Genomic DNA, 13,352 nt, shown 5'->3' with positions numbered 1-13,352 from the left:
TCTTCCTTCTATTCCTCCCATGTAGGTACATTTCCCAGATATTTAAAACGATATTCACCGTCTGCTTCCTGAATCTCGTAAATATCCCCATCCTCTGCCGACTCAAATTTAAAATAATGCCTCAGATAGTCATATTCCTTCTTCTTCTCGTTAGGATTTGAAAACCATACATATTTATATTCTGTCTCTATCAGAAGCTCCGGATATTTTGCCACATTAATTAAAATCTGCTTTCCTTTATTTCTCATCCCTAGCGTATAGCTATCAAGATCCCAGGAATACTGTCTGCCTAACTCATAAGTCAGCATTTTTATATTGTTTGTTTCCAATTTCCCAATTAAAAAAACACGTCCGTCATCTCCCACCAGCTCCCGAAACTTTTCTACCTGCTCTTTTGTCTCAACACGTTTTTTCCATTCGCTCTCCTGGCTTCTCCGGAGACTTGAAACCTTCGGGATAAAATTGCCGCTTGTCCCATACAGACATGCAACAGAAATCGTTACCGCAACTGCTTTTATTTTCAAACTTCTATCAATTTCCGGCAGCCGGTAAAATATGGGAAAGAGCATCGTACACACCCCAACCAGCATATAATATGCCGCATACCGTTCCAATCCTGCTACCGTTTCACTATCTGACGCTCCAAATACATTCATATAGGCGTAGAACATGACGCCCATATATAAAAATGCACCCACTAAATAAAGAAACAGCACTGTTCTTATCTCATTTTTATGCTTTCTCAATACAGACACCAGCAAAAATATCCCCATCGCATACAAGCCAAAGAAAATCACATAACTCATATGGGGTATCTTCCCACTGCTCTCAATAACAACAAAACTTTTGTCCAAAATCGAACTGAATATCTGGGAGGCGCTCTTATTTACGGTTCCAATCCCTCTGCTCAGCACATTGCTGGATATTACCCCTGACCAGATGATATTCACAAAAAACGGCGTAATCAGAAGAAGCAGAAACTTGATATATTTCTTCTGAAGAACCGCTCTAAGCTTTCTAAAATCTGTCACATGATCGTCACAGTCTCTAAAATAATCCGAAAGAAAAGCAGTCAAAATCACCATACAAACAAATAATGGTCCCACCAGACTCTTCATAGCGGCAGTCACCGCCAAACTACAAAACAGGAGAATCTGGTTAATTTTTTCCTCACCTCTCCATAAAATCCACGCAAGAACTCCCCCCGCCCACATCGGCAGCACATAGTCCTGCAAAATCGTATAATACTTAACATAACTGATTAAATTCAAAGAAAAAAATACTGCCGCCGCATAAGCAAACACTGATTTCCAGCGCTTCCAGCCTGATTTCCGACAAGGAAGCATAACCGGTATGAATGTAAGTATAAAATTCCCCACATAGGTATTACTCTCTATAAAATCTCCAATACCTGAAAAGAAATATTGAAAAGTTGAGCAAATAGAAAACGTTCCGGCATGCCCCGTAAACTCTGAACCATATGGAAGCCGTCCAGTATTTGTCATATACTTTACGGCGCTTCCCCACTGATAAATCTCATCCGGATAGGTAAACAACGCTTTCCGGAAACAAACGCCACAATAAACAAACACAATTCCTATAACTACCATAGAAGGTGACACGAACGAGAATACTCTTTCCCAAAAGTTCTCTTTTTTTCTTCCTTTTCCCCTGTTCATCAAAAATAATCCGATTCCAACTATCGAAAGAATTGCCGATGCCAGGTATACATACTTCACATTTCCGGCAAACCCTGACAAAAATGTTACTGCCATGATCGTAATTGCCGACGCCGCCATACTTTCCTCTGTACAAAGCCCGGACAACTGATACCAAAATAACGTTATCAGTAAAAATAATAAAAATATTATTGACAATGTTACCATATTACTCATGGGGAAATCTCCTCGCAGCCTTCTTATAGTATCTCAATATTCTCTCTGTTTTTCACATTCTTCATCGCATTCTTTGTGTCAAAAACGGCTTTTGCATGTTTTTGTACAAACTCATAATCCACATTTGTATGCGCGGCAGTCACCATGACAAGATCCGAGCTTTCCAAAAGCTGTTTCGTCATTTCCGGCTCGCTTTTCCGGGATTCTCCCCTATAACGGTACTCCTGTACCCATGGATCATAATAACGAACCTCTGCACCCACTTTCTGAAGCTCCTCAATCACACGGAGCGCAGGGCTTTCCCGGTAATCATCTATATCCTGCTTATATGCCACACCCAGCACCAGCACTTTTGAACCGTTCAGCGCTTTGCGGAATCTGTTTAATATTTTTCCTGCGCGCTCTACACAGTATTCCGGCATACGATCGTTAATCATCATAGAACTTTCAATCATCGAAGTGTGGAATCCATACTCACGCGCTTTCCACGAGAGATAATATGGATCTAAAGGAATACAATGCCCCCCCAAACCCGGACCCGGATAAAATGCCTGGAACCCATATGGTTTTGTCTTTGCAGCGTCGATCACTTCCCAGATACTGATGCCCATTTCGTTGCAGAGCATCGTCAGTTCATTCACCAGGCCAATATTAATATTCCTGTAGGTGTTTTCCAAAATCTTTTCCATCTCGGCAATTGCCGGCGACGACACTTCGCATACTTCTCCTTCAAGAACTGCACGGTACATCGCCGCAATAACCTCTGTCGCATCTTTACCAATCGCCCCTACCACTTTAGGCGTGTTTTTCGTCTTATAAATCAAATTTCCAGGATCGACACGTTCTGGTGAAAACCCAAGATAGAAGTCTTCCCCACACTTCAACCCGGAACCCTCTTCCAAAATCGGCCGAATAAGTTCTTCTGTCGTCCCTGGATAGGTGGTGGATTCCAAAACCACCATTGTATTTTTTGTCAGATATTTCGAAATTGCTTCTGTAGAAGCTTTCACATAACTGATATCCGGCTGCTGATGCTCGTCCAATGGCGTCGGCACACAGATCGCAATAAAATCCACATCTTTCACAAAGCTGAAATCTGTTGTCGCAACCAGCATTTTCTCGTCTACTAATCTCTTTAAGTCACTGTCAACAACATCGCCGATATAGTTGTGCCCTTCATTTACCATGTGTACTTTCGTATCCTGGACATCAAACCCAATCGTCTGAAAACCTGCTTTTGCCTTTTCTACTGCCAAAGGAAGTCCCACATACCCAAGACCTACAACTCCTACTCTAATTTCCCTGTTACTAATCTTTTTCAACAAATATTCTTTCATTTTTCCTCCACATATCTGACAAAACTGCCGCCAGGCTATTTTGTCCTTTCTTTTATCTCCAATGAATTATTTGATATCAAAATCCGGGGATACATCAACAGCTTGTCTCCCTCTGCTTTTAAATATACAGTGTCAAATTTTCCTTTGACATTGATTTTATCGCCTACAATCGGCACAATTTGATTATCTCCCTTATCTGACGGCTCATACACACAAAGATAATTCTTACTCTCATCTTCAGAATATGTCCGGGATTCAACAAACAGGAATATCTGCCCATCCGAACCAAACCGCATTTGCTTTATGGTTCCAGACATTTGTGCTTTAAGCCCCTGATATTCATATGGAAAATCCAAGAAATTCTGATATTCATATGCCGGATTTTCAAAGTTGAATTCACATCCTTCCCGCAATGCCGTTACACCTTCCAGTAAAGGATACTGTCCTTCCTGCAATGCGCCTTCATCTATTTCTGAGAGTCCTCTCGTAAATGCGTACGCCCGAATCTGCTCTCCAACAACTACATCCGGCATATAATTTTCTGCAATTCTGGGATATTCAATATTGTATACTATCAAATAACGATTTCCCGATTTGTCCCGTACCTGCAGCTCGGCTATCCGCTCTGTCTCTGCTTCCTTACTGTCTTCCTTCTCTTCATCTATTGTAATTTCTCTGATGCTTTTTTTCTCCACCTGACAGTCCAGCGCTATTTTTTCATAATAGTGTTCTTCTGCACTATACACCAGTTCTGCATAATCAAATTTCCTGGCATCCGCTATGATTTCAGATACCCGTATGCCTTTATAATATCTGTCATAACCTATGATTCCATCCGTTTTCTCATCATATAGAACTGAAATGCCATAAGGTATATCTTTCCGGAAAGTAACTTTTTCATACGTATTACTGCCGTCCTGTTTTACCACTATCTCTCCATTTTTAGCATTATTAGAAAATTTTCCATCATAAGAAACTCCCCTGCTAAGGTTCTCAAAAACCCCTTTACCTGCCAGCCTCCCATCTTTCCACTTACCAGTGTAAGATACTTTATCCTGCTCTTGCCCGTCACGCATCACATATCCATGAAAAGTTCCTTTCCCCCAAGGTTTTCCTCCTTGCATTTCTCCGGTATAATTCCCTGTGCAGACGGTCCCCCCCCAGTAAAAAGAATGGCTTATATCTGCCTGCTCTGTCGGCTGGCTGTTTGAGCATCCCATAGCTAACAGCATTGCAAAACACACCACTGAAACTATTTTTTTCTTTTTCAAATTACGACACCTCATTCATAAACTGCTTTACATTATATAGCAAATATTTTACTGCGTCAACGCTTATCCCAGAAAGTGAGCAGACGCCCCCCTATATCTTGTAAAATCCCCGCTGCCAGTTTGAACAGCTTTATGAATTCTTTTACATACAGCAGGGTCAGTACTATCATCAGCAGCACAATACTTCCTATTCTTACCCACGGACTCTCGCTGAAAAACATATTTACAATACATGCCGCCAACATCAGTATCAGAGCTGTGACGCTCTTTTTATACGAATTTACACATTTATAATATTTTTCACCCAATACGCTTCGGATTGCCAGATACACAAGCCCTGCCGCCGCCGAAGCGATCGCCGCCCCCATTGAACCATATCTGGGAATCAAAATATAGCATCCGGCCACATTAACAATTAGAGAGCCCAGGATAAAAACCATGTTTAACTGAGTCTTTTTTGCAATTGCAATCCCTACTCCTGTACTCTCTGAAATCGTATAACAGATTGGCGCCATCAAAAGGAATGCGAAAAAACTCTTGGATGAACGGTAGGATTCTCCCAACAAAAGAAAAATAATATCCTGGAAAAGCAGAATTCCCATCCCAAATAATACCATAACATATGTGATGTAATTATGGACAGCGCTAATTCTCTTCTGTTCTTTCTTATAATTTTCATATACAAAGGCTGTCCAGTACATATTAAATCCTGCCTGAATCAGATTAATAAGAGATGCAATAGAAAGTGCAGAAGAATACACGCCCAAAGCGGTAAACGTCAGCTGCTCTTTTATCAGAAGATTTGAGATTGAAGTATTCAGCCAGGCAATAATTGATGCGGGCATAAGCGGCAAGCCAAACTTCAGCATCACTCTCACTGTCTCTTTATCATAAACCAGTTCCTTTCCCGAAGACACCCTCGCGTCTTTCTGAATGAACCAGTATACAGCCATTAGTAACACTACCAAACCTGAATTTAACAATACAGCGCTGTAATATGTAGTGTCCCATCCAGCACACACAATATACGCCACTTTGGTACACATCACTATCAGCAAAGACTGTATAGAAAACCGAATACAATCCTGCCGCATCCGGTAATTTAAATTATACAATCTTAAAATTGCCATTGCATAAATGCTCACTGCCAGACACCAAAATATTATCTCTTTTCCTTCCCCTACCACCTCATAGGCAAGCCTCTCGCGAAACGGAAATGCAATCAAAATTGCCACAGCCGAAACAAATGTTGTCGCGATAAGGGCATAAGAAAAAATCACACGGCTACTCTTTCCATGAATCCCCTCATAATAAAAACGTGTATACGTTTGATCTAACCCACACAGAACAATTGTCATCCCTAAATTCACAATTGTTGTATACATATTGATTTTCCCCATTGCGTCAGGGTCAAAAATCCTCGTAATAATTGGAATCGTAAAAAAACTGATGGCAAATCCAACCCAGGTACTCATGGAAAATCCGACAATATTTTTAATAAAACCTTTTGCGTTTATTTTATCCGCCAAGTAGTTCACCTTCCTTTACAAACCTCACTCCCTGCAGTGGCATATCTGTTTTCCTTTCAACTCCTAATCCTCTCTGCCTCTTATCAGCATCTTGATTTTCCCTGGAAGCCATGTCACCATTTTTCCTATTCCATAGGAACGGCTCTGCTTAAGCTGCCGCAATTCTTCATCCAGTTTGTCTTTTTCTTTCTGTATTCTTTCCATCCTTCTCTCAAGTCTGTCACGCACCTCTGCACCGTGCAGCACAATAATATAAAAAAGCTGCTGCTCTCCTGCGTCCAGGCTAAGCATGCCCCTTTCTCCCTTTTCACCGCTCTTTCTAACACACTGAACGCTCATGTCGCTCAAAATCTTCAGCCGCTTCATATAAGCTTTCCAGAATATTTTATCCATATTCAGACACTTCTTTTCTCCATAGGCAATCAGCTCACAAATCACCTTAAAATATCCGTAGGCATTCAGAAACTCTTTTTCCTTCGTCATAATAGAGTTCTCTCTGACCCTGCGCATATATAAGTGTTCATTCAAAAAGTAGGTTCTCTGCGATTCTGCCATACATTCAATTGTAAATAGATTATCCTCATGAATAATTCCTTCATAGAAAAGAACTCCGCAGCTTTCCAGAAACTCCCTGCGCCACAACTGCAGACAGACAGACGGCTTAAATTCCCCATTTGCATGCATAGCCACAAACATTTCTCTGCCAGTGCATACTTTATCATAAACTCCTTTTCTCTCATAGTAATCTTCATAAACTTTCTGCTTTTCTTTCAATTCCTCTGATTCATAGAAAGATTCTGCGTTATAAAACAATTCATCCAGTTCTTTTTCTTTAGCCTCCGCATACAAAATTTCAAGAGCATTTTCTTTCAAATAATCATCACTGTCCAGAAAAGAAATATATTCGCCTCTGGCAAGTTTTAACCCTGCATTTCTGGACGCGGAAACCCCTTGATTCCTCTGGACTACTAATGAAACCCTCTCATCCTTTTCTCTCAGACTCTCAACAACCTGGGCTGTAGCATCATTCGACCCATCATCAATACAAATAACTTCCAGTTCCCTAAGCGTCTGCCCACACACACTTTCTACGCACTGACCTATATATTTTTCCACGTTATACATCGGAATAATAACAGATACTTTTATCATGGAAACTCTCCTTCTTATATCTCCAAATTTGCCTGATACAGTTCTCCTATTTCTTCCTTCTCCCCATCACCTGGTTCACCACAAACGCAATCCCAATCAGCGCCAGCTCAGATACTGTCATCCACAGCCGGGACACGATAGAGATAAGCACCGCATACTCTTCCGGCATAATAAGCCCCAATCCCAGCACGAGGATACCCTCCCGGACTCCCAGCCCCGACGGGGCGAAAATCGCCAGGATGCCGATGATGCAGGACAGCCCAAAAATTCCTGCGCTGTAAAGCATTTCTGACATGGGAATCGGATAGATAGAGCAGGTCAGCATATAAAAACCGACGCCTACAATGACCCAATTGCCTATAAACATCAGCACCACTTTAATCATCTCACCATAAGTAATCGGTATTTCCATGTCCTTTTTATGGATGACCTTTTCCAAAATCCGCAGAAAGAAGTTGATAATCTTCGGGTTGATGCAAATGAAAAACACCACGACCAGCGCCGCTGTCGCCCACTGATAATCCGCCAGGAGATCATTCGGAAAGAACAGCAGCGACACCAGGAACAGGAACGACGCTCCCAACAGGGTGCATATATTTTCCAGGAAAAAACAAATCGTCACCTTACGGATCGGCACGCCCGCCTCCTCATAAGCCGGAATCCTGGCCAAAAGCATAAACACTTTACCCGGGATATATTTTCCCGGGATAGAATACAAATATGCCGTAATCGCCTTGAAATAGTTGATACCGCATCCATTCAGCTTCGTTATATAATGCCACAGGGATGCTAGGGTTACCTGATAAAGGAAATAAAAACCCACTGCCCCGGCAAATACCGGCCAGTGAATAGTCACATCCAGGTTTCTGTATATGTCGGCATTTTCATAAAAATACCGCGCCAGGAAAATTGCCACCGGAACCAGCAATCCGTATTTCAGGACCTTTATCCATGTTTTCTTTCTTCCTGACGCCTTCCCCTCCATGCTCTGTACCTCAAGTTCTTCCGTACTGATTTTTGTCCCTTTTGCCATACTCCCATCATCCTTTGCTAAACCTGCATAACCATACGCCTATCTTTTATCAAAAGCTCAATAGCACACGTATAAAGCACATATAATAATATATAAAAATATACGGCACTTTCCGCAGCCTGTCATAATGCTTTTCTGAATAATCCTTATTTTTCCTTGCCAGATAAAATACCAGCCTGTGATTCCACTTACATTTATCATCTGCCGTCAGGGCAGGATGCCGCCCCTGCTTCTCCAAATATTTCAGCTTCGTCGCCGCACATGTATACTTAAATACCAGCGCGGCTTCTGGCTCCGCACCATACCCCTGTCGCTGATCTGGGAATCTTCGATGGATCCTGCCTCTACTGCCGACCGATACAGCTTCTATGCCTTTTCATTCCGTATCACACAGCTCGTATGCTTAATGGGGTTTCCCTTCATCTCTTTCAGCCAGATATCGCCAAAACTGATATCTGCCGCCAGTGCAAAATGATCCTGGCAGGTCATGCAGCTTCCTTTCTCAAAAAAGTAAGCGTTTTTGTAAGCGCAGATGGTCTTGGAATAGGAAAAAGTTTTCTCGCTTCCGTCCTTGTAAACCACAGACGACAGCCTCTCCAATGTCCACGGCGATAATACAGCCGCTCTGCCCCGTCCAGGCTGACCTTCGACTGCTCCAGGGAAAGCAGCGTCGCCTTGTCCGAATGGTTTCCGCTGCAATACAGTCCCAGCTTCAGCACGATTTTCTCCCGCAGCCCGGCATCCTTCTCCATCAGCTTCTCCAATCCGTGCAGCATACATGGCGTCATGACCACAGCCACCTTACCGTCAAAGTTCCTCACGATATCCACATGTTTCAATAGCGGGATATTCATATAAATACTGGACGACGCGCCTCTTATCTCCTCTTCCGTAACAGCGATAAACGTATCATAACCCAGAACCCCGTTTTCCACTTTCGTCTTTGTCACCCATGCTCCGTCAATCTGCCCGGTCTTTAGCAGATGGCAGAGCAGCGCCGTAACCATACCGCCTGACGCAGCATTCTCCCGGATTCCCTCATCCTGTGCATACCCTTTGCGGCACGCCACATGCGTCCCCAGGTATTTATCAGGATTCTTATAGTCTAAAATCTTCTTTTTCTTCGCAGACTTTGCCACGATTTCGTCTACGATTGCGCCTACATACTCAATATTCTTCCGCGAGCTTTCCATCACTGCTTCATAGCTCTCTTCAATCTTTCCCCTGATTTCATCTTCACATTCCGCAAACTTGTAAAACTCCTGCTCCAGAGATTCCGCAGTCAAATTGGAAAAATCAATCGCATACTGCCCCAGATGAAAGAAGTCCAGCACCTCCTGGTATTTATGACTCCATCCTACCCGCAATACGGGAACTTTCTGCTCCAGCGCGCCAATCATCGCATGGAATCTTGAAGCCACCAGGAAACGGCATTTTCCCAGATATGCCCTGATTTCCTCTGCTTCCATTTCTTTATGATACCAGCGCACCATACGCTTGTCCTTCACGCCCTCATACACCGCATCGCAAATCATAAGATCATTATTCCGCGGCTTTTGGCTGTTTATCCGGGCGCCGTTGGCGATAATCAGCACTTTATAGCCTGCCCTGTTCAGTTTATCAATAAAATCAACCATAATTCCTTTATAGTCAATATTTATCTTGCCGCACTTTTTCTCCACGACAGAACTGATAGAAATCCCTACCAGACGGCTGTCTGCACTGCCGCAGGCACGGTAAAACTCATCTGCGCGGCATACCCCGTCCACCATCTCATTGCAACGTGCATCATCTGCCATCGTAAAAGCCCCGTCCGCACAAAGCTGCACATTTTCCTCAATCCCAATGGATTTCAGGTTTTCCAGCGTTCCCTCATCCCTGCCGCAGATAAGTTTTATCTTCGTCAAAATCCATTTTGCCAGGAAACAGTTTGTAAAAGAATGGAACGTACCCATAGCCTGGGAATATTTCATGGCTGGAACGCCCAGAAGCATCGGCACCGCCGCCCGCGCTCTTATTTCCACTGTAGCTGGCAGCCGTAATCGCGATTACCACATCTCTCATACTATTTATCCTCTTCTGATGGTCTGGAATTCTCTGCGTCATAGTCCAGCTTCCGCACATGGTACTGGATATCCTCAAGCAGCTTCCTGTTGCCCGCGATGACGTCCGCCTGCAGGCCGATAATCACCGTCATAAATCCCATCATCGACAGCGTGCTGGCCAAAATCAGCGACTGAATATGCCCCGTCCCGGCGCCCATGAAGAAATACACCAGAAAACGGATACCCAGCGCCAGGCCGATCAGCAGGAAGATACCGCCGATTAACGTAAAGAAACGCAGCGGCTTGTACATCATAAAAGAACGCACAATCGTCACCATTGAACGCTTCACATAACCAAACATGCTCGAAAAGAGCCTGGATTTCCGAAGCTCCGGGTTCGTGCGGACCGGCACGGACTTCATCGCTATCTTATTTCTTCCCGCCTGAATAATCGTTTCCAGGGTATACGTATATTCATTTGTCACATTCAGGCGCATCGCCGCATCCCGGCTGTATGCCCGGAATCCGCTCGGCGCGTCGGGAATATCTGTCTTTGAAGCCACGCGCACCGTCCAGCTCCCGAAATGCTGAAGTTTCTTTTTCAACGGTGAAAAGTGCTCTGTATCATCAATGGGACGTTCCCCGATTACAATATCCGCCTTTTCCTCCAGAATCGGACGTACCAGTTTTTCAATATCCTCACCGTTATACTGGTTGTCCGCATCTGTATTTACGATAATATCCGCCCCGTTTCTCAGGCACGCGTCAATACCCGCCATAAATCCTTTGGCAAGACCTTTATTTTTCTTAAAATTCACCACATAATGAACGCCCCAGTCTTTCGCTACCTGAACCGTATTGTCTTTGCTTCCGTCATTGATAATCAGATATTCAATCTCATCAATGCCATCAATCTTCTTCGGCAAATCGTTCAATGCGATTTCCAGAGTTTCCGCCTCATTGTAACATGGAATTTGTATAATCAGCTTCATTGTACCTCCCGTACCGCACACACGCGGCTCCTCTCAGGGATGGGCTTGCCCTTCTCACCTGTATTTTTCTCTTATTTTCCTATTGTTATCCAAAAACCGGATATATCCACTTCATCTTACTATCAAAGTACCCGGAAGTCAACCGAAAGTATCGGGGCTGCTTTCAAATTGGTAACAGTTCAGCCTTCGGCTTCCTGTCCCGCCCCGGCAAATGACAGCCCTGCATATTCCTCTATCATATCCCGGTACTTCTCACCTTTTACATAGACAGATTCCGTTTTGTTTAAATCAGCGCAGGAATACCCTGCCTGTATCAACTCGTCATAATTCAATTTTGTGCCCAGGATAATGGCGTCTTCTACGGATTCCTCCGGCACGCCGGGAAGTATCCGGTAACGGTTCAGCATAAACTGGTAGGTAAACAGTGCTTTCTGTGTCTGGCTCTCTTTGTATCCTGATACGTAAATCTCGCCGGGCAGTTCACAGCCCGCCTCCTCCAGTCCATGGATAAGCTCATACCCCTGTTCTGCCCTTGTGTGGTAACGTTCCGAGTAAGAACCATCCACATATACGCCGTTGTAAACATACTGATAAACCAGAAGCGCCAGAAGCAGCGCCGCAGGCAGTGTCCTCTTCCCTTTGCACAGGCACACAAACATTACCAAAAAGCTTATGCTGCACACCAGTACGCCGCCCAGGTAAACACGCAGGCGCATAGGGTCGCTTAATGCTTTATGCAGGCCGAACGCCCAGTACACCTCGGACGCTACCATATTGTTTGTGATATGGGGAAGCACCGCGCACAGGAACAGAATCTGCAGTCCCACGAATACTGCAAAAACTGCTGGAAGGTATTTCTTGAGATGTATCCGGTAATGGTAAATGTATGCCAGCGCCGCCAGGAAGAACGGCCCTATATAGGAGCCATAGTAGCGGAAATACGTGAAAGCTTTGTATCCGTAAGCCGTTGAATGCCAGGGGCTGTTTCTCAGAGCCTCCTCCACACGGAACAGCCAGGAAATGCTCTGAGCCAGAATCGTCGCCCCGATACACATCAAAAAGAAGATTCCCAGCACCAGGATATACGTTTTCACTTCCAACTGTTCGAAATTCTCTGTTACCGGATGTTTTTTCTTCTTGAAAAAGAGCGCCTTTCCGTTTTTACAGATATAAATCATCAGCAGCGTAATCGCGATTGCTGAAAACCCGCCCGTAAAAATCACGCTGACATGCACCTGCCCCAATACCGTGGCAAACCATCCCTGCCAGGAAGCAGGCGAAAGAAGAAGCTTTACTGACAAATTCAGGTTTACCGCCGTATTTTCCAACTTCTCGCCTTCATGCCACAGCCACAGCGTCGTCTTTGCCCAGTAGATAAACCGCCCTGCCAGCCAATATCCTGTTATACCGGAAACCAGCGCCGGAATTTTTGCCACCAGCCAGCTCTTATACATCAGAAAATACAAAAGCACCAGAAGCACCAGGGCAATCCACAAAGTTTTCGCCCGTGTATGGAGTGTTAAGCTGTAAGACAGCAGAACCATAAGCACCACTGAATAGGCTGCCTGCTTTCGGTAATCCCGCCTCTCCTTCCTGTCCTCTGCAATCAGCTTACAGAGAATCAGCGCAGTCAGCCAGGATGCCAGTATAAGCATATGCTCGTTATATACCACCAGCGCCCGGTTCACCATCATAAACCCGGCTGCCAGAGATGCCAGATAGAGATATATTTTCTTCTCCACTTTCATGTGTACATTCAGAATATGGTAAGCAATCGGCGCCGCCAGGCTTTGCAGTACCGCACAAAATACCAGACACGCCCGGTACAATGCCACCGGGTTCGAGAACATCCAGAACAGCGGCGCCATCAGAATCGTCATGCCGCCGCCATAATAACGTCCTCCATACTCAGCCGCTTTCGTCCAGTCCATTCCCGCCGCCCACGCGCCCGCAGACATAGTGGACATTTCATCCATAGGCGTCCGCAATGGGTCTGACACGGTAAAAATCAATATCAGCCTGGGCGCCATCGCAAGTAAGAATACAAGCAGCATATCTATGCGCCGTCTGTACGTTTCATTCATCTTCACACTTATCC

Annotated in this window: 11 protein-coding genes; all 11 read right to left on the bottom strand. The window is 44.4% G+C overall.

The window, feature by feature from the left end; genetic code table 11:
- Positions 1 to 8: 8 nt before the first annotated feature.
- Positions 9 to 1,895 carry a hypothetical protein gene (locus tag NFR99_RS04620; protein ID WP_251352941.1) on the bottom strand — a complete coding sequence of 629 codons (1,887 nt, stop codon included), beginning with the start codon at positions 1,893 to 1,895 and terminating at the stop codon, positions 9 to 11.
- 23 nt (positions 1,896 to 1,918) lie between these two features.
- The gene (locus NFR99_RS04615) at positions 1,919 to 3,232 is read right to left on the bottom strand and encodes a nucleotide sugar dehydrogenase (RefSeq protein WP_120481403.1); all 1,314 of its coding nucleotides are present in this window, start codon (positions 3,230 to 3,232) and stop codon (positions 1,919 to 1,921) included.
- A gap of 35 nt (positions 3,233 to 3,267) precedes the next feature.
- On the bottom strand, positions 3,268 to 4,503 hold the full coding sequence (locus NFR99_RS04610; RefSeq protein WP_120481402.1) for an MORN repeat-containing protein: 1,236 nt from the start codon (positions 4,501 to 4,503) through the stop codon (positions 3,268 to 3,270).
- Between the two features lie 56 nt (positions 4,504 to 4,559).
- Positions 4,560 to 6,032, bottom strand: a complete 1,473-nt coding sequence (locus NFR99_RS04605) for a lipopolysaccharide biosynthesis protein (RefSeq protein ID WP_120481401.1) — start codon at positions 6,030 to 6,032, stop codon at positions 4,560 to 4,562.
- Positions 6,033 to 6,095: 63 nt separating this feature from the next.
- Positions 6,096 to 7,184: a glycosyltransferase family 2 protein gene (locus tag NFR99_RS04600; RefSeq protein ID WP_160216351.1), complete on the bottom strand. Its 1,089-nt coding sequence runs from the start codon at positions 7,182 to 7,184 to the stop codon at positions 6,096 to 6,098.
- A gap of 46 nt (positions 7,185 to 7,230) precedes the next feature.
- Positions 7,231 to 8,217, bottom strand: a complete 987-nt coding sequence (locus NFR99_RS04595) for a lysylphosphatidylglycerol synthase domain-containing protein (RefSeq protein WP_251352939.1) — start codon at positions 8,215 to 8,217, stop codon at positions 7,231 to 7,233.
- A 49-nt stretch (positions 8,218 to 8,266) separates the two neighbouring features.
- Positions 8,267 to 8,455 (bottom strand): hypothetical protein, encoded by a 189-nt coding sequence (locus NFR99_RS04590; protein WP_160216353.1) that lies wholly within the window; start codon positions 8,453 to 8,455, stop codon positions 8,267 to 8,269.
- A gap of 128 nt (positions 8,456 to 8,583) precedes the next feature.
- Complete coding sequence (locus NFR99_RS04585) at positions 8,584 to 8,799, bottom strand: Coenzyme F420 hydrogenase/dehydrogenase, beta subunit C-terminal domain (RefSeq protein ID WP_251352938.1); 216 nt, start codon at positions 8,797 to 8,799, stop codon at positions 8,584 to 8,586.
- Positions 8,703 to 10,241, bottom strand: coding sequence for a polysaccharide pyruvyl transferase family protein (locus tag NFR99_RS04580; RefSeq protein WP_251352936.1), 1,539 nt, complete (start codon positions 10,239 to 10,241; stop codon positions 8,703 to 8,705). Before NFR99_RS04580 ends, NFR99_RS04585 begins: the two co-directional genes overlap by 97 nt.
- A gap of 41 nt (positions 10,242 to 10,282) precedes the next feature.
- Positions 10,283 to 11,254 carry a glycosyltransferase family 2 protein gene (locus tag NFR99_RS04575; protein WP_135975027.1) on the bottom strand — a complete coding sequence of 324 codons (972 nt, stop codon included), beginning with the start codon at positions 11,252 to 11,254 and terminating at the stop codon, positions 10,283 to 10,285.
- A 179-nt stretch (positions 11,255 to 11,433) separates the two neighbouring features.
- Entirely contained in the window at positions 11,434 to 13,344 is a 1,911-nt protein-coding gene (locus NFR99_RS04570; protein ID WP_135975030.1) for a hypothetical protein, read from the bottom strand.
- Positions 13,345 to 13,352: the final 8 nt, after the last annotated feature.

Origin of the sequence: Hominisplanchenecus murintestinalis (assembly GCF_943193015.1) — a bacterium.
In the GTDB taxonomy this organism is placed as follows: domain Bacteria; phylum Bacillota; class Clostridia; order Lachnospirales; family Lachnospiraceae; genus Hominisplanchenecus_A; species Hominisplanchenecus_A murintestinalis.
Note: the sequence above shows the minus strand (reverse complement) of the source record. Positions and strands in the feature narration are given on the sequence as shown.

Excerpts from the sequence above, each read along its gene's own strand:
- NFR99_RS04620 (WP_251352941.1), bottom strand. The coding sequence starts at position 1,895 with ATGAGTAATATGGTAACATTGTCAATAATATTTTTATTATTTTTACTG.
- NFR99_RS04615 (WP_120481403.1), bottom strand. The coding sequence starts at position 3,232 with ATGAAAGAATATTTGTTGAAAAAGATTAGTAACAGGGAAATTAGAGTA.
- NFR99_RS04600 (WP_160216351.1), bottom strand. The coding sequence starts at position 7,184 with ATGATAAAAGTATCTGTTATTATTCCGATGTATAACGTGGAAAAATAT.
- NFR99_RS04595 (WP_251352939.1), bottom strand. The coding sequence starts at position 8,217 with ATGGCAAAAGGGACAAAAATCAGTACGGAAGAACTTGAGGTACAGAGC.
- NFR99_RS04575 (WP_135975027.1), bottom strand. The coding sequence starts at position 11,254 with ATGAAGCTGATTATACAAATTCCATGTTACAATGAGGCGGAAACTCTG.